Below are 17,504 nucleotides of genomic sequence, written 5' to 3'. Positions count from 1 at the left end.
AAGCTGTCGGAACTCCCGGAAGCCATATTTTAAGAAAATAGAATATATTAAAAATAAACATCTGATGAAACGAATATTATTTCCTGTTGCAGTCCTTTTATTAGCCGCCTGCAATACGACAACTGAAAAAGAACAGACCCCGGAATCGGTTGCACCTCCTGTCGAACCGGTAGTGGTTGCCGCCGATACTATCCGTGTCGACGCCGTCACTTCGGCAACCGCCATGCCGAATCATTCTTCCTTCAACGGAACCATGATTGTGCCTCCCCAACGCCATGCCACCGTCACCCTGACGATGGGAGGGACCGTCCATTCAACGCCCCTGCTTCCGGGCGATTATGTAAAGAAAGGTGCCGTCCTCGCCACCCTCGAAAACCCCGATTTCATCCTGTTGCAACAAAGTTACCTGGAGGCTCATGCACAAACGGAATATCTCGAAGCCGAATACCACCGCCAGGAGCGTCTGAGTTCGCAGGAAGCTGCCTCCCAGAAACGTTTCCAGCAGAGCAAGGCCGATTACCTTTCGATGAAAAGCCGCCTGGAAGCTGCCGCCGCACAACTCACGATACTCGGAGTTACGCCCGGCGACCTGCTCAAAGACGGTATCCGTCCTTACCTGGAGGTAAAATCCCCGCTGAACGGCTACGTGACCGGGATGACCTTGAACCTGGGTAAATATATCAATGCCGGCGAACCTGTCTGCGAAGTAATCGACAAAGGCGAAACCCTCCTTTGCCTGACCGCCTACGAGAAAGACCTCGACGACCTTACCCCGGGCAGCCGCATCCAGTTCCGCGTGAACGGCATGGGAAAGCAGACGTTCGATGCTACACTGCTGTCTGTCGGCCAGGAGGTCGATGCCGTAAACCGCTCCCTCGAAATCTATGCACGGGTGAAAGGAAACCACGAACGTTTTCGTCCTGGCATGTATGTGACGGCGCGTGTAGAAAAGAAATAAGTATATTTGCGGTATGAAAGTAAATATAGATAAATATGTATTGGCAGTCGTCGTCATTTCCGTGGTGGTGGCGTTCCTGACTCATTTCCCGGAACTGATATCCCTGTTCGACCATTCCGGGGAGAACAATCTTTTCCCGGGAATGCGGATGGCCGATGTTGCCAATGAAGTGTTTTTTACTTTTATTTCGCTGCTGATTCTCTTTGCCCTGAATACGTTCTTCTTCCGGTTCAACCGTCCGGCGGCGCGCATCACGTGGGGAAAGATGGTGCTGTCTTTCGTCCTGACCTGGTTGATGAGCAATCTGTTGGGAAAGGTTTTCGTCTTCCTTCATCATCATTTCGATATTCCGGCGATTGATGCGATGGTGCACCATTACCTGCATCCGTTGCGCGATTTTATTATTACCTGTATCGTGACGGGCAGTTGTTATATGATTCACCTGCTTCGCAAAAGCCAGCAGGTGTTGGTCGAGAACCAGCAGCTACGCACGGAAAACCTGGTGAACCAGTATGAAGCCCTGAAGAACCAACTGAACCCGCATATGCTGTTCAACTCGCTGAATACCCTGCGCTCGCTCATCCGCGAAACGCCCGATAAGGCACAGGATTATTTGCAGGAACTGTCGCGGGTGCTTCGTTACACCTTGCAGGAGAATGAATCCCAAAGCGTCACCTTGCGGGAGGAGATGGAGTTTGTCTCTGCCTATATCTTTTTGTTGAAGATGCGCTATGAAGATAACCTGGAGTTTGATATCCGGATAGACGAAGCCGCCGGGGGGCGCCAGCTTCCCCCTATGTCCGTCCAGCTGCTGATTGAAAACGCTGTCAAGCATAATGAGATTAGCAATCGCCATCCGTTGGTCATCCGGGTTTTTACCGAAGGAAACCGGCTGACAGTCAGCAATCCCGTCCAGCGTAAGCTTACAGCCAGCGGAGGCTTGCAAATCGGTCTGGCAAACCTGGCGAAACGTTACAACCTGCTCTTTAAGGAGGAAATCGAGGTGCGTGAAGAGAACAATACATTTATCGTAACTATTCCATTGATATGAATGCACTTATCATAGAAGATGAAAAAGCGGCCGTCCGCAATCTGACGGCTCTGCTTTCGGAGGCGGCCCCGCATATCGGGGTTGTGGCCGTGTTGGATAGTATTGCAGAAAGTATCGACTGGTTCCGTGCCAATGCGATGCCCGACCTGATATTCCTCGATATTCATCTGGCGGACGGTTCCGCCTTCGAGATTTTCGAACATGTGGATATCTCCTGCCCGATCATTTTCACGACGGCCTACGATGAGTATGCCCTGCGTGCCTTCAAAGTGAACAGCATCGATTATCTGCTCAAGCCGATTGGCGGGAGCGACATACGGAAGGCGATTGGCAAACTGGAACAACTGCGTTCGGAGGCACCTTCAAAGGAATTTGATTACAGCCGCCTGATTCATGTGCTGAAACGGCAGGAGAACTACAAGACGCATTTCCTGGTTCCGGTAAAGGGGGACAAGTTGCTTCCGCTGTCGGTAGATATGATTCTGTTCTTCTATATCAACGACGGGCTTGTGAAGGCGGTCGTTACCGATGGGCGGGAATATACTTTTACGCAGACGCTCGATGAGTTGTCCGACTGTCTGAACCCGGATATTTTCTTCCGTGTGAACCGCCAGTATCTTATCTCCCGGAAAGCCGTATCCGACATCGACCTCTGGTTTAACGGACGCCTGTCTGTGAACCTGAAAGTCCCTGTGCAGGAGAAAATCCTGGTAAGCAAGGCGCGTGTCGGGGAGTTCAAGGATTGGTTTACCGGGAAATATACCTGAAACCCCGTTTGGTATATTATTACTGCCGCTTCGTCTACTAAAATATCCGGGCATCGGCTGTTTGTCTAGTTTTGCTTCGAGTTCAATAATAAAAAGAAGCATGATATGAAAACAGTATGGTTGTGGTTGATGTTGGCGGGAGTTTTTATATGCCGGGAAACAAGCGCACAGGTCTGGCTGAAGACTGAATATATCGGTTCGTCCGGATTCCGGGATGCCGATAATAAAAAGGTAGGCGGCAAAGGGGATATGAAGGTGATTCAGGGAGGGGTGAACATTCCCGTATCCATGAAAATGGATGAAAACAACCACCCGACAGCCTGGATGGTCGGTCTGGGCGCTTCCTATGCTTCGATGGATAACAAGGACTTGTCGGAGTATATGGAGTCGCAAATCTTCAATGCGCAGCTGGTTGTTTCGTATATCCGTCCGTTGAGTAAGAGGTGGTCGCTTCTGGCAAGTGCCGGGGTGGGGCTTTTTATGAATACCGGCAGCCTTGCCTATGCCCGTTGGGACCATGTGATGGGGGTGGGGATGGCGGCGGCTATCTGGCATCTGCGTGATAATCTGGATTTGGGGATGGGGGTTGCGCTGAATACCAGCTTTGGTTATCCGATGGTTTTTCCGGCTCTTTTCGTCGACTGGCGGCTCGAAGGGCGTTATATGGTGAATGTCTCGATGATGGACGGGGTGGAGATATCGGGCGGGATGCAGTTGCATAAGTTGCTTCGGCTGAAACTGGTCGGTTCGATGAACGGTATGCTTGCTTTCGTGGAGCGCGACGGCAAGGATAAGATATTCACCCAGCAGTATATTACGACCGGGTTGCAACCGGAACTGACTATCACGAAGTCGCTGTCCGTTCCGATAACGGTTGGCTTGTCCGTTTACCGGGCGGCCTTTTATGACGACCGCACGCTGAAAGCGATGTTCAAGTCGATGGACAGGGAGTATGACCCGCATTTCTCACCTGCTTTTTATACGAGTATAGCCGTCAAATATGGTTTTTGAGGGGGATATGTATATCTTTGCGTGAAATATAGAAATAATTGAACTATCCCGTTCCCGTGCTAGACACGGGATCGCAAAGGCACAGACCGTATCCTATATGTATCTTTTGATACTGCAGGTTCTTCTGCGGCCCCGTGTCAAGCACGGGGACAGGACAGTTCACTTTTGATAATAATTAAACTCCTATTATGCCGAAGTCGGAAGGAACCTATAACAGCTTTTTGATTGATTTCCTGATAGCTCCGAAGTACAGGTTCGGGAGGCATTTGCTGCTGGTACTGTTCTTTACTTTTGTGGCGTTCAATATGCCTTATTTGACCTGCGCCGGTTTTCTGGATGAGGTGGGCGGTGTGATTGGGTATGTCAGCGGGCTGTTGCTGGCGTTTTATCTCGGAGGGATTTACCTGCACATGTATGTCCTGTTGCCCGGATTGCTGCTGAAAAACCGGTATGTGTTGTATATCATTATTGTGTCCCTGCTTATTCTGGTTATGATTGTAGTCTCTTTCGGGAGCGATTACTGGCTGAACCGGTATTCCGGGCAGGAGCCGGGGTATTATTCCTTTTTCTATAAGAACCGGATAATGGCTGTCGAGATTGTAAGTAACTTTTTCCTGTATGGTCTGCTGATTGCCGGCACTTCCATCACCATCCTGCTTCGCCATTGGATGGGATTCTACCAGCGGAAGAACGAACTGGAGAAGGTGAACCTGAAAACTGAACTGGAATCTTTGAAAGACCAGATAAACCCGGAGTTCCTTTTTAATATGCTCGATGAGGCGGGCAGGCAGACCTTCGATAACCCCGGACAGGCATCGAAGGTGTTGATGGAGTTGAGCAGGCTGCTCCGTTACCAGTTGTACGACGGGAAGCGGGAGAAGGTACTGCTGATTTCCGAGATATCGTTTATCGAGCGTTTTCTTGAACTGGCGAAGATGAAGTATGCGAACCTGAGCTTTACCGTGACGAAGGAGGGGGAGGTCAGCCGTAAACTGGTGCCACCTTTATTGTTTATTCCTTTTGCCATTCATTATATAAAGCAGTTGTCGTCGGAAGAGTCCCAGATGGATATTTATTTCTGTTTCCGGGCAGGTGAGCGGAAGTTGTTTTTCTCTTGTATTTGTTTTGCTCCGGGACTGCCGGACGGGCAGAAAGAGCATAACGAAGACCTGGAAGATGTGAAGCATCGCCTCGATTTGCTGTTCAAAGACGCTTATAAGTTGGAGACGGTGGATGATGGGGCTCTTTGTAAAACGAATTTATGTATCAGGTTATGATAAATGCATCCGGTTTTATGTTGCGTCTGCTGGTTGATTCCCGTTACAGGGTTTTCAGGCATTTCCTGCTGTTCTCTCTCAGTATGCTGATCATATCCGTGAATATTTATCTGGATGTGATAGAGGGAAAGGAGTATTTAACAAGAAATTGTATAGTACAGAGTTTGATACTGCTTATACCTATTTATTTGAGCGTATTTATATTGACTCCGCGTTTATTGTTGAAGAATAAGCTGGGGAAATATGTCTTCTTCGTGTTCCTGGTTATCGCTTTAGCTATTTTGTTTTCTTATTTACTGCGGCAGGAAGATATCGAAAGGGAGTATGAATTGTATCAGTTTTGGCTGTCGGCTTTCTTTTTCATCTCTTCCGTCATCCAGGTGAGTTTGATTATTGCGGGCGCGTCGGCGGTGATTGTTTTCCAGGATTACGTGAAATACGGCCAGCGTATCGACGAACTGGAGAATGCGACGATGCAGTCGGAACTGGAACAGTTGAAGAACCAGATAAACCCGCATTTCCTGTTCAATATGCTGAATAACGCGAATGTGCTGATAAAGGAAAATCCGGTGGAGGCGGTGCATGTCCTGTCCAAGTTGAAAGACCTGTTGAAGTATCAACTGAAAGACAGTACTTCCGAAACGGTCTATCTGGCGGACGATATCCGTTTCCTGACCGATTATCTCAATATGGAGAAGATACGGCGTGATAATTTCGATTTCATCATCTCTACGGAAGGGGAAACAGCGCATATAACCGTTCCACCTTTATTATTCATCCCTTTTGTGGAGAATGCTGTGAAACATAATAACGATAACAGGAAACTGTCGTATGTGCACCTCTATTTCAAAACGAAAGAGGAGCAGCTTATCTTTATCTGTATCAATTCGAAGCCGGCCGAACAGAAAGAGAAGCCTGTCGACGGGGGGATAGGTCTTGCCAATATCCGCCGCCGCCTGCAACTTCTGTATGATACGGATTGTTCTTTGCAAATAAATGAAACGGATATAACATATACGGTCAATCTTCGTTTAAAACTAAAAAACTGATTAGTATGAATTGTATCATTGTAGATGATGAACCGCTAGGTCGTAAGGCAATCCAGTTGTTGATACAGGATACGCCGGTGTTGTCTTTGTGCGGAAGTTTCGGCGATGCCGTGTCTGCCGGGAAGTTTATGCAGGCGAGTCCGGTGGACCTGGTGTTTCTGGATATCAAGATGCCGGGGGTGAACGGACTGGAGTTTGCCCGGATGATTCCGTCGGATACGCTTGTCATCTTTGTGACGGCTTATGCGGAGTATGCCCTCGACAGCTATGAGGTGGATGCGATAGATTATCTGGTGAAACCGATTGAAATCGAACGTTTCAAACGGGCGGTACAGAAAGCACATACCTATCATTCCCTGCTGAAAACCGACAACAGCAAGAACCGGGTGGAGTCTGTTTCCGCCAGTCATATCTTTGTGAAAGCGGAACGGCGCTATTTCAGGATACAGCTGGAAAATATCCTTTTCATCGAGGGGTTGAAGGATTATGTCGTGATACAGACTCCCGAACAGCGGATTGTGACGAAGATGAATCTGAAGTCGATTCATGAGATGCTTCCGAAAGATGTTTTTCTGCGAACGAACAAGTCTTATATCGTGAACTCCAATCATATAGCCTCGTTTGACAACAATGATGTCTTTATTGGAAAGTATGAAATATCGATAGGGAATAGTTATCGGGATGCGTTCTTTGAGAAGTTTTTTATGAAGAATAATCTGTCGGATTGAGTACTGTTCTTTTGAAAATCCCGTATATTTGTCGTTGAAAAATAAATAAAGTGAACAAAAGATGCCTAAAATAGCCGCTGCCTTTTCCATTAAGAGTTATGGATTATACACAGCCAGGGAACGCGAGTCGAAGGATTAGGCAGGATAAGTTTGTGGGAGATTGATATGAAAGAATCAGTACGGATATTCCGTTTTATCATAGTGGGGACCCTGAATGCTCTTATTACCGCCCTGGTTATTTGGGTGTTGATGAAGGGTGTCGGATGTAATTACCTTTGGTCGAACATTGCCGGTTATGTTGCTGCGTTGGTTAATAACTTTTTTTGGAGCAAATACTGGATATTCTCCTCCCGGAGTGGAAAGTTTGAACGTGAGGTGCCTCTTTTCCTTGTCGCTTTCGGTTGTGCTTACGGCTTACAGTTTCTCTCCCTGCTGTTGATGGTGGAGATAGGTGATATGAATGAATACCTGGCGCAGTTCCTGGGGTTATTCGTATATGGCGCCGTCAATTTCACGATGAATAAACGGCTGACTTTTACCAGAAAACAATGATTTCTTATCCGGTAGTGACACTATTCAAACTTTATCCTTCAGGCTTCAGGAATATATAATCCTTGAAAAATAAGGAATCCAACTGAAGGGTGCCACATTCCGGATTTTGATTCCGACAGATAGGCACCCGTTTGCCAACCGATAGTTATTTGTTTGTCTGCGGGTAGTTATCCGCTCCAAAAAGCATAGGTGTTTTGAAATGTTAAGTCAGGACTTTTGATGACAAAACATATATGCTTTGAAGACAAAAGTCCTATGTTTTGCCGGAAGTTACTTTATCCGGAATTTCCGTATACATTTTTTTACAATTCTATCCCTTCAGCCGTATATATTGAAAAATATTCTCTCCCGGCAACTGAAAGCTGAAAGCAATAATTTGAAAAGGGACAGAGTGTAAAAAGTTTCTATATGGTCCAATCTGCGTCATCTGCGTGCCATATAGAAACAAATGCTATGACTCGAATCTGATAATAATTGAACCTGTCCATCCTCATGACCATATTGGCATTAAGCTTGCGTCGTATTCTTCCAAATCCGTATCATATAGAAGGGCAGGTGTGTGAATGCGAATACAAAGGAGATGATTAGCAAAACCTTGCTTTCATCCCAACCCACTGTCTGCTGGTGCCACAATCCGGTGATAACGCAGAGGACGGAGAGGGTGATACCTATCATGTTCAGCGAAAGCTGTCCTTTGCGATGTTGTTGCATATATTCCAACTTACTGTGTTTAATGCCGTAACAGGCATAAATATCCAATCCGATAAGCATCCAGAGTACCAGGCGAATCCATGTGTCGGCCGGAAGGAAAAGCATCATGCAGAGACAAGTCACGATTCCGAGAACCGGTACAAGCGGAACGAACGGCGTTTTAAAAGCACGTTGCACGTCCGGCATCGTTTTTCTTACCACCAATACGCCTGCACAAACCAGTGTAAAGGCAAATAATGTCCCTATACTCGTCATCTCCCCGGCTACCCTGGCAGGTACGAAGGCCGCCAGTAATCCGACCAACAACATGAAAAGCAGGTTACTGCGTGCCGGAGTGCGGAATTTTTCATTGATATGCGAAAAGAATGGAGGCAATAACCCGTCGCGGCTCATGCTCAGGAATACGCGGCTTTGTCCGAGCAACGTAACCATTATCACCGAACAGTAACCAAACAGGATAGCCAGTACGATTGCCTTATTCAGCCAGGGATAATCCGGTTGGATGACCCCGGCGGCATCCGCATGTCCCATATGTGAAATAGCTACGGCAACAGGCGCAATCCCTTCCTGCCCGTTGAACTGGCTGTAATGTGCCACTCCGGTCATCACATGAGCGAAAAGCATATAAAGGATAGTACAAACCAGCAGGGAAACAAGAATCCCGATCGGCATATCCCGTTTCGGGTTTTTAGCTTCCTGTGCAGCGGTCGATACGGCATCGAATCCGAGGAAAGCGAAGAAAACGATTGCTGCCCCGCGAAGCACACCGGAGAAACCGTATTCACCTAACGTCCCGGTATTCGCCGGAATATAAGGAACATAATTCTCCGTATTGATATATTTCCATCCCAAAGCGACAAATACCAATACGACCGAAACCTTGAGGAAGACAATTATCCCGTTGAAAATCGAACTCCCTTCCGTTCCCCGTATCAGGAAAATACTCATCAGTACGACAATAAGAAAAGCGGGTATATTGACTATCCCTCCGTCCCAGGGACATGCCGTCAACGTATGTGGCAGATGGATACCCACCCCTTCGAGGAATACGACCAGATACCGGCTCCAACTGATACTGACCGTCGTTGCGGCTACGGTATATTCAAGTACCAAATCCCAGCCGATAATCCAGGCAATCAGTTCCCCCATCGTGGCATATGAATAGGTGTAGGCACTTCCGGCAACCGGTATCATGGATGCAAATTCGGCATAGCATAATCCGGCAAAACAACAGCCTAGCGCAGCAATGGCAAATGATAAGGTAATGGCTGGACCGGTATATCCGGCAGCAACGGTTCCGGTGATAGAGAATAACCCGGCACCGATGATAACCCCTACACCCAGCGCGACCAGACTCCAGGGGCCTAATACCCGTTTCAGCGTTTTACTACCCGACTCATTAGCCTCCGCCTGTAAAGCGCCTAACGGTTTCTTTATAAATAATCCCATTCTTCTGTTTGTTTAGGTGTGGTTGCGTCAAAAGCCTCTTTTGTCATAGCGGACTTGATGCAACCTCACAGTATTTCAATAATCGGCCGCAAAGGTAGGGATTACAGGAAAAATATACAAATTCAGTTATGAATGGACAATCGTTCCCAGATGTAATCGGGAATCAGCTTCCAGAAGAATACCAGTGTGACATACCGCCAGTCGATGATGACTGTCCGTTTCTTTCGTTTCAAAGCCCGTACAATCCGTTGTGCTACCCGTTCCGGACGCATCAGTAGCGGATAGTTATCATTTTTTAGCAAAGCCGTTTTCACGAACCCCGGACGTATATCGGTAAAAATTATCGGTAACTTTTCCATCCTGGCTAACTGTGCCAGTGCGTCGATATAAGTATTCTGGAAACGTTTGGTGGCGGAATAGGAGGGTGCTACTCCCAAACCTTTAGTCCCGGCGATAGAACTGATAACGGCCAGATGCCCGCATCCCTGTTCCTTGAAATAATGGTAAGCGGCAGTGACCATGCGGGTAAAACCGATTGCATTGGTATTGACGGTTGCCAGTTCAATGTCCGGATTCAAAGTCCGGTTCTGATTGCCGACACCGGTACTGAGCAGGAACAGGTCCATGCCTCCCAGTTTATCAATTAGCAGGTGGAGCTTGTCTACGGCTTCCACCTCAGTCACGTCGAGCTGTTGTATCTCTGTCTGCTCGGGAGCCTGCTCCCTGAATGCTTCCAGCCGTTCCAGCCGACGTCCTGCCACTCCAACGCGCCAACCCAGTTGACGATATATCTTTGCCACTTCGTAACCGATACCGGAAGTCGCCCCGATGATAACAATCCTTTTCACGATTTCTTTTTATTTAAAGACTAATAGAAGAACAAATGTAAGCAAAACTTTATTAATTCAACGTTACGCTTCTTACTTATTGATATTCTATCGCTCACACATTCTTTTTTAGGCTATTCTTTACTTGTTCATTCAATATATTCTTAATACCTTGCCACCGTGTTAGCTATAGCTTAAGAGATTCATTGTCCTATAAATAAAATAGCATGAAAATAAACAATCTCATCTTACTGGTATCCCTTTTAATAATGGGAAGCCAGGTTGTAAGCTCCCAATCGAAGACAGGCGACTTACCGGTATTTGATTTCTCAAAAAACTATCCTCAGAAGAAGTTGCGCCTTCAGGATATGGCGGAAATAGAGTATGTGCCTTTGGAGACAACAGATGAAATTTTGTTGGGTGGTTCATCGGTACTTTCAGCTGTTACCGATAAATATATTCTTATCCATGAATCCCGATTGGGTGATATATTTGTTTTCGATCGTAAAATAGGAAAGCTCTATTCACATTTCAATCACAAAGGACAGAGCGGGCGGGAATATACATGGATTAATGTCGGTACAATTTTAGATGAGAAGAAGGAAGAAATCTATGTGTGTTCCCAATTCATTCAGGTTTATTCTCTGAAGGGAGACTACAAACGAACATTGAAAATAAATACATTTGATAATGAAATGAGTATTTTCAATTTTGACGATGAATCTCTACTTATCTATGAAGGTGTAATAATTGAACCTGGTCGTGAAAGTAAGACTAAAAAGTCCCCTTACCGTCTTGTCTCGAAAAAAGATGGTAGCCAGCTTTCTGTATTAGACATTCATTTTGAAAAAAGATATACAAACAAAATAGCTCAATCATTGGAGGGTAATATGTGGAGACCTTTTGGAATTTATTATCCTCAAAATATGCATTACGGTCCGGATCTAATGATTGCGGATATTTCATCCGACACATTGTTTCGGTTATCCCCGGATAAGGGATTAATACCCTTATTAACCCGCAAGCCATCGACTCATGCTCCTGAACCTCGGAATATATGGATACCTTTATTAACAACTGATAAGTTCATGTTGATAGGTACGCTTCTATTAGATTTTAAATCACTGAAAGGCGGACCGATCCCAACGTTTATGTATGAATTTAAGACCGGTGAAATAAAGAAGACGCCGATTTTGGATACAGAATATGATACAAGGGCTTGGAGTCAGGGAAGATGGTCGCCGGATGCATCGCCTGATATCGCACGGAATATGGTCGCTGAAATGATTCAGGCATCAACGGTTATAGAGGCTTATCATGGAAAACGTTTGGCCGGTAATGGAATGAAGATTGCAAAGACACTTGTCGAAGACGATAATCCGGTAATCAGGATTATTAAATTCAAGTAATAAATATATTAGTGCCGGTAGTGCTTACTTATTGGCATTTATACAATAATTACTATATTTGTGGAAACAAATCTTTAAACCATATTTATACCATGAAACATTTATTTTTTGGAAAGCTATTGGTTGTGTTGCTCTCCTTTTTCTGTGTATGTTCGGTATCTGCACGCAAACCTATCAAGACGTTGTTGATTACCGGGCAAAACAATCATAACTGGCAAGTTAGCCATGTTGTTTTAAAGCAAATACTGGAAAACTCCGGTCGTTTCTCCGTAGATTTCGCTGTGTCTCCTTCACAAGGACAGGATATGTCCGGTTTTGTGCTTGATTTTGCTCCGTATGAATTAGTTGTGTTGGATTATAACGGTGATTCATGGCCGGAAGAAACAAACAAGCGTTTTCTGGAGTTCGTGCAAAATGGCGGGGGAGTGGTCGTTTATCATGCGGCAGATAACGCTTTCTCCAAGTGGCCGGAATTTAATAAGATATGTGCCTTGGGTGGATGGGAAGGACGTGATGAAAACTCTGGTCCTTATGTGTATTGGCAGGATGGCAAACTAGTCAAGGATAGTTCTGCCGGTCCGGGCGGTTCGCATGGAAAACAGCATGAATATGTATTGAACGGGCGTGATAAAATACATCCCATTGTAAAAGGATTGCCTTTGAAATGGCGTCATACCCAGGATGAACTATACGACCGTATGCGTGGTCCGGGTAATATCGGAGACTTACTTTATACGGCTTATTCGGATAAAGAGACAGGAGGTTCAGGACGTGAAGAACCGCTTGTCTTTACCGTCGATTACGAAAATGCCCGTATCTTCCATACCATGCTCGGACATGCCGGTGCTACTGTTGAAGATAATACAGCTATGCAGTGTACAGGCTTCCAGGTTTTGTTACTGCGTGGTGCGGAATGGGCTGCAACCGGAAAGGTAACTCAGAAAGTACCCAAAGATTTCCCGACCGAGACACAGTGCAGTTACCGGAAGGATTATAAGGAAAAGAAATAAATAGATATTACTTTTCTTTTGAAAGAAAAGCAATCAAAAAATCAAGGCTGTATCTGGTTTTTACCGGAGCAGCCTTGATTTTTTATCTATCCTTCCAAGAAGGAAAAATAGGTTTATTCAGCTCGTAATGTATCTGCCGGAGCAATTTTAGATGAGAGGTAAGCCGGGTACCAGGCTCCCAGTGTGATAAAGAATGCCATAAGCAGATAAGTCGATATCAAACCGGCAAAGACGCGGAAGAAAGTGACCGGCATAACATTCGTGTCAATCAATTCCATTTTCGCAATATTAATGCAGATGATAGCGGCAGGGATAGCCACCAGGCTTAATAACAGCCAGCCTTCTCCGATCATCATTTGCAATATCTGGCGGCGTGTGGAACCAACAGCCAGGCGGAGGCCGATTTCAGATTTCCTGTACTCATTACGGAACCAGAAAGTGCCGATGATTCCCAGGAATATATTGAAGATCAGGAATGCCATAAAGGCTATCCGGTAACGGATGGCATCCGTCACTCCGTTTGTAAGATAAAGTCTGTTTCTCAGGTCGTCGTAAGAGTCGACTCTGGAAAGTATGAAATTACCGATATTTATCTGTTCCCTTATATCCCGTTGGAAATCTTCTATGAATTTTTGTTTGTTGAGCCCGGGTTTTACCCGTATACTGATTTCTAACGACCAGGCGAGTTGTTGCTCATTCCATTCTTTGAAATAGGAAGTTGGTAACATAAAATATGCCGCTCTTTCTTCCCGGCTGTAATCGTCACGTTTTAATATCCCGCAAACACCTCCTATGCGGAATGAATTGTCATTCTTCATGTAAATAGAATGTCCTTTAGCTTGTTCTCCGGGGAAAAGTTCTTCAGCTAGTTTACGGGAAATGACAATGTTCTTTTCGGTCAAAGCATCTTTTAAAGAAGATCGGTCATCTTCGTTCAAGGGGCGGACTCTGAATACATCGAAATAGGAAGGAGTAACCGGTAAATATTGGAACTGCACCATTTTCGAACTGTCTTTTCCCATTTGGTTATCCATATAACTGGGGTTATAAGGACTACTATTTTGTGTCAGGCAAACCTTTTCTACCTGTGGATATTGCCGGATACGTTCTATAATAGATAGGTATAGGGCAGCTGCCTCTTCCGTGTTTTCATGGTGAATATAGTTGGGACTACTTTGCGGCACAGTCGTGAGCCGTACCTGGTAAGTGTCTTTTATATCGTAAGCACTATCGACTGAATTGGCATATCCGATCGTTGTGAAGTAGTCCATGATATACCATAAGAGAATGAATACCAGGAATAATTCAGCTACAATCCAGGCATTTTGCCGGCGTTGTTTCCATAAAAGTTTTAAAAGATGATGTATCATGATTCTTGTTATTTATCGTTTAAAGCATCGACAATGGGACGTCTGAGTGCACGCCAGGCAGGAACGAGAGCAGACATCAGGTTTAAAATCAGGCAGAAGATCAGCGTATATCCGAAAATTGCCGGATTGATCAGCATGCCGGGAGAAAGATCGATAGAGGCGGTGAGTGAACTGCCGTCCCAGTCGTAATTCCCCAGTAACCATCCTTTCAGCATAAATATCAATCCGTAGGAGATCAATAATCCGATCAGTCCGCCTAATAATGTGAGCAGCAGGTTTTCATATAATATCTGCAAAAGCAATGTCCTGTTCTGGGCTCCGAACGCTTTACGGATACCTAATTCTTCCATGCGCTTTTTCATGCGTGATGCAGTCATTCCCGTCAGATTGATGGAAGGGACCAACAGCAGAAGGAATATTACTGAGAAGATTTGTATAAAGAGTTTCATGAATTTCGGACTGGCGAAAGAATCTGTGCGTAACCAGGCACGTAGAACGGTGTCAGGTTGTTCGTTTAGTACAAAATTGTATTGTGGAATATTTGCACTGTAGCGCCGGCAATTTTCTTCAGCTTCCCGGCGGATAGCGTCAAAGTCGCCCGGTTTCTTTGCCAGGATATAAAGCTGCATATGACCTAAGATAAAATCACACCATTTACTTCCCTGTATCTGTGAAGGACGGTTGGTGAAAGGTATCCACATTTCAGCGTAACAGAATTGTGCTATGGAAGGTACATCTTCCACAACACCGGAGACTTGGTATTCTTCAAAGTTCAGTAGAAATGTTTTACCTGTTGCATCCGATGTATTGAACAGCCTGCGTGCCAGTGATTCGCTCACGACGGCTTTTCTGATTCCGGAGGTAAACTCTTCTTCCGTATAAGGTTTTCCGGCAAGGAATCTGAACTGGAATATTTTCCAGAATGCAACATCCGTACCCATGACAAGTCCGTTGTATACTTCATCACTTCCCGGGGTTTGTATGAATTCGGTCTGTTCTCCGATCGGGAGGATGGCAGTGACAGCCTCCGGAGTCTGCATTGAATAAAAGCATTCTTTGATGGTCGGATAAGAAAGCCGGCTACTCCCGTTTCCCTGGCCTTCCGTTTTATTTAGAATTTTTCCGTGTTGTATGACTAACATCCGGTCACGGTTGGTTTCCGGTGCGATATTTCCAGTCCGGAAATAATATAGTATAGCCAGTATCATGACCATCGTAATGGCCAGACCGGTACCGGTTATATAAATGATGCTGAAAAACTTGTTTTGCCTTAGCATCTGCATAGCCTGTTTGAGATAGACCTTATACATAAAAGACTTTGTTATTATTGTTTGGAATCTATAATAACAAAGTCTGTGCCATAAAGGTAAATGCCTGTCGTTCAGTCTATGGATATACTTTTTACTGTTCGTTATCGGACATAGTGTTCATTTTTGTAAGGCTTATTATTCCATCTTCCAGCGAAAAATGTTCATCGTGATCGGCCAGGTAGCGGATTACAGTGATGATCTTGTCGGCGGGAAAAGGTAGGTTCTCCGTCAGTTTCTTAGCCTCCTGCGGACCGTCGGTCAAAGCCTTCTGCAATGCGTCACGGATGGTATTGAACGTATGGTTGTTCAGGCCCGAATCGTTTTTTGCCAGACATACATCGCAACAACCGCAATCGGAAGTTCCTTTTTCACCGAAGTAAGAAATCAGCATCCGGCTCCGGCATATCCGGTTTTCGTTGATGTATTCCATGACCCGGTTGATACGGCTTTCAAAACGTTCTTTACGCTCTTCGTAGGCCGAACGGGGGATTGACAGGTATTTAATCTCTTCCCGGGTACGGGTATAGATAATGAGAGGCGTTTTCTTATGAGGAATGTAATTGACAATCCGGTATTTGGAAAGTCCGACCAGCACTTCATAAATTTCCTGCTGACTCAGTCCGGTACGGGTAGAGATCAGCCCTTCATTAATATATACGTAATCCGAAAACAAACCGGTGTAGGAACGGAGTATCATTTGTATAACCTCATCCGTCTTTTTATCCTGATGCAGGTATTTGTAAAGCTCGTCACGTGTGGCGGTAAATACCAGACGAGAAGCATTTTCCTGTTCTTCCGTATATTCTATGTAGCCTGCCAGTTCAAGTATCTTTAGGGCATGATGTGCTTGTAGATGCGAAAACTTATAGGCTGTACAGAAATCGACCAGGGAGAAGTCGTGTACTGTATCCAGTCCGAAACCCATTGCTATCTGATAATAATTACCTAAAGCATCGTACACCCGACTGATAAAATCCCTGTCCGGAAATTCATCGGCCAGCCGTTTCTTCAACTTTGTACAATCTATATTGGAACACAAAGCGACAGCGTAAGCCCTCTGTTCATCCCGTCCGGCTCGTCCGGCTTCCTGATAATACTCTTCCAGCGATCCGGGCATATCCATGTGAACTACCAGGCGTACGTCCGGCTTGTCGATACCCATCCCGAATGCATTGGTCGAGACAATTACCCGACACTCGTTATTCTTCCAACGGCTTTGGCGAAGGTTTTTGTCGTCGCGGTTGAGGCCGGCATGAAAGAAATCGGCCGATATGCCGGCTTGCTGAAGCAGGACTGCTATTTCTTTCGTCCGTTTCCGGTTGCGCACATAGACAATAGCCGTTCCGGGAACTTTTCCCAGAATGTATATTAATGAATTTATCTTATCTTCCGTCTGGCGAACGATATAGGACAGGTTCTTCCGGACGAAACTTTTCCGGAATACATTCTTTTCTCTGAAATGTAGCCGTTCCTGGATATCATTCACTACCTCTGGAGTCGCTGTTGCCGTCAGAGCAAGAACCGGCACACCGGGAAGTTCTTCCCGGATATCGGCGATGCTCAGGTAAGAAGGACGGAAGTCGTATCCCCATTGCGAAATGCAATGGCTTTCGTCGATAACCAGCAGACAGACATTCATTGCCTGTAGCTTGCTTTTGAATATATCGGTCCCTAACCGCTCGGGCGAAACGTACAGGAATTTATAATCACCGAAGATACAGTTTTCCAGCTGGGCGATAATCTCCTGGCGGGTCATGCCCGAATAGACGGCTGTAGCTTTTATCCCCAACCGGCGCAGGTTATCTACCTGGTCTTTCATCAGAGCGATCAACGGGGTTACGACAATACATATTCCTTCCATTGCTAAGGCCGGAACCTGGAAGGTAATCGACTTACCTCCCCCTGTCGGCATTAGCCCAAGTGTATCTTTCCCCTCACAAACGGAGTGAATAATATCTTCCTGTAAAGGACGAAAAGCAGGGTATCCCCAATACTTTTCTAATATCTTATGGTAGACGTCCACCG

General features: G+C 45.6%; 15 protein-coding genes. 10 read left to right on the top strand and 5 right to left on the bottom strand.

Features of this window, described 5'->3' with window-relative positions; genetic code table 11:
- Positions 1 to 64: 64 nt before the first annotated feature.
- The 8 genes from DWW91_RS22630 to DWW91_RS22595 all read left to right on the top strand — a co-directional run bounded on the left by DWW91_RS22630 (position 65) and on the right by DWW91_RS22595 (position 7,393).
- Entirely contained in the window at positions 65 to 958 is an 894-nt protein-coding gene (locus DWW91_RS22630) for an efflux RND transporter periplasmic adaptor subunit (protein WP_122328975.1), read from the top strand.
- A gap of 13 nt (positions 959 to 971) precedes the next feature.
- Positions 972 to 2,009: a sensor histidine kinase gene (locus DWW91_RS22625; RefSeq protein WP_010802910.1), complete on the top strand. Its 1,038-nt coding sequence runs from the start codon at positions 972 to 974 to the stop codon at positions 2,007 to 2,009.
- On the top strand, positions 2,006 to 2,776 hold the full coding sequence (locus DWW91_RS22620; RefSeq protein WP_046147242.1) for a LytTR family DNA-binding domain-containing protein: 771 nt from the start codon (positions 2,006 to 2,008) through the stop codon (positions 2,774 to 2,776). The genes DWW91_RS22625 and DWW91_RS22620 overlap by 4 nt, the downstream gene beginning before the upstream one ends.
- Before the next feature lie 105 nt (positions 2,777 to 2,881).
- Positions 2,882 to 3,787 (top strand): DUF6268 family outer membrane beta-barrel protein, encoded by a 906-nt coding sequence (locus DWW91_RS22615; protein ID WP_122328974.1) that lies wholly within the window; start codon positions 2,882 to 2,884, stop codon positions 3,785 to 3,787.
- Between the two features lie 188 nt (positions 3,788 to 3,975).
- Positions 3,976 to 5,064 carry a sensor histidine kinase gene (locus DWW91_RS22610; RefSeq protein ID WP_122328973.1) on the top strand — a complete coding sequence of 363 codons (1,089 nt, stop codon included), beginning with the start codon at positions 3,976 to 3,978 and terminating at the stop codon, positions 5,062 to 5,064.
- The gene (locus DWW91_RS22605; RefSeq protein ID WP_233584555.1) at positions 5,061 to 6,113 is read left to right on the top strand and encodes a sensor histidine kinase; all 1,053 of its coding nucleotides are present in this window, start codon (positions 5,061 to 5,063) and stop codon (positions 6,111 to 6,113) included. Before DWW91_RS22610 ends, DWW91_RS22605 begins: the two co-directional genes overlap by 4 nt.
- Positions 6,114 to 6,118: 5 nt before the next feature.
- On the top strand, positions 6,119 to 6,841 hold the full coding sequence (locus DWW91_RS22600) for a LytTR family DNA-binding domain-containing protein (protein ID WP_122328971.1): 723 nt from the start codon (positions 6,119 to 6,121) through the stop codon (positions 6,839 to 6,841).
- A 165-nt stretch (positions 6,842 to 7,006) separates the two neighbouring features.
- A complete protein-coding gene (locus DWW91_RS22595; RefSeq protein WP_007657160.1) occupies positions 7,007 to 7,393 on the top strand; it encodes a GtrA family protein in 387 nt (128 codons plus the stop codon).
- Positions 7,394 to 7,900: 507 nt separating this feature from the next.
- Here DWW91_RS22595 and DWW91_RS22590 read toward each other — a convergent pair.
- Together DWW91_RS22590 and DWW91_RS22585 are read right to left on the bottom strand one after the other, a co-directional pair.
- Positions 7,901 to 9,553 carry an amino acid permease gene (locus DWW91_RS22590; protein WP_010802915.1) on the bottom strand — a complete coding sequence of 551 codons (1,653 nt, stop codon included), beginning with the start codon at positions 9,551 to 9,553 and terminating at the stop codon, positions 7,901 to 7,903.
- 122 nt (positions 9,554 to 9,675) lie between these two features.
- Positions 9,676 to 10,401, bottom strand: a complete 726-nt coding sequence (locus DWW91_RS22585; protein ID WP_010802916.1) for an SDR family oxidoreductase — start codon at positions 10,399 to 10,401, stop codon at positions 9,676 to 9,678.
- Between the two features lie 206 nt (positions 10,402 to 10,607).
- On the opposite strand from DWW91_RS22585, the gene DWW91_RS22580 reads away from it, so the two are divergent.
- Both DWW91_RS22580 and DWW91_RS22575 read left to right on the top strand, forming a co-directional pair.
- Positions 10,608 to 11,789, top strand: coding sequence for a 6-bladed beta-propeller (locus tag DWW91_RS22580; RefSeq protein WP_010802917.1), 1,182 nt, complete (start codon positions 10,608 to 10,610; stop codon positions 11,787 to 11,789).
- Positions 11,790 to 11,881: 92 nt separating this feature from the next.
- Positions 11,882 to 12,799 (top strand): ThuA domain-containing protein, encoded by a 918-nt coding sequence (locus DWW91_RS22575; RefSeq protein WP_122328970.1) that lies wholly within the window; start codon positions 11,882 to 11,884, stop codon positions 12,797 to 12,799.
- A gap of 113 nt (positions 12,800 to 12,912) precedes the next feature.
- Here the strand turns inward: DWW91_RS22575 and DWW91_RS22570 are convergent, their stop codons facing one another.
- From DWW91_RS22570 to DWW91_RS22560, 3 genes are all read right to left on the bottom strand, one after another.
- Entirely contained in the window at positions 12,913 to 14,169 is a 1,257-nt protein-coding gene (locus DWW91_RS22570; RefSeq protein ID WP_122328969.1) for an ABC transporter permease, read from the bottom strand.
- 8 nt (positions 14,170 to 14,177) lie between these two features.
- The gene (locus tag DWW91_RS22565; RefSeq protein WP_122328968.1) at positions 14,178 to 15,479 is read right to left on the bottom strand and encodes an ABC transporter permease; all 1,302 of its coding nucleotides are present in this window, start codon (positions 15,477 to 15,479) and stop codon (positions 14,178 to 14,180) included.
- Positions 15,480 to 15,570: 91 nt separating this feature from the next.
- Positions 15,571 to 17,502 carry an ATP-dependent DNA helicase RecQ gene (locus DWW91_RS22560; RefSeq protein ID WP_122328967.1) on the bottom strand — a complete coding sequence of 644 codons (1,932 nt, stop codon included), beginning with the start codon at positions 17,500 to 17,502 and terminating at the stop codon, positions 15,571 to 15,573.
- Positions 17,503 to 17,504: the final 2 nt, after the last annotated feature.

Origin of the sequence: Parabacteroides sp. AF17-3, from assembly GCF_003635445.1 — a bacterium.
GTDB lineage: Bacteria > Bacteroidota > Bacteroidia > Bacteroidales > Tannerellaceae > Parabacteroides > Parabacteroides goldsteinii.
Note: the sequence above shows the minus strand (reverse complement) of the source record. Positions and strands in the feature narration are given on the sequence as shown.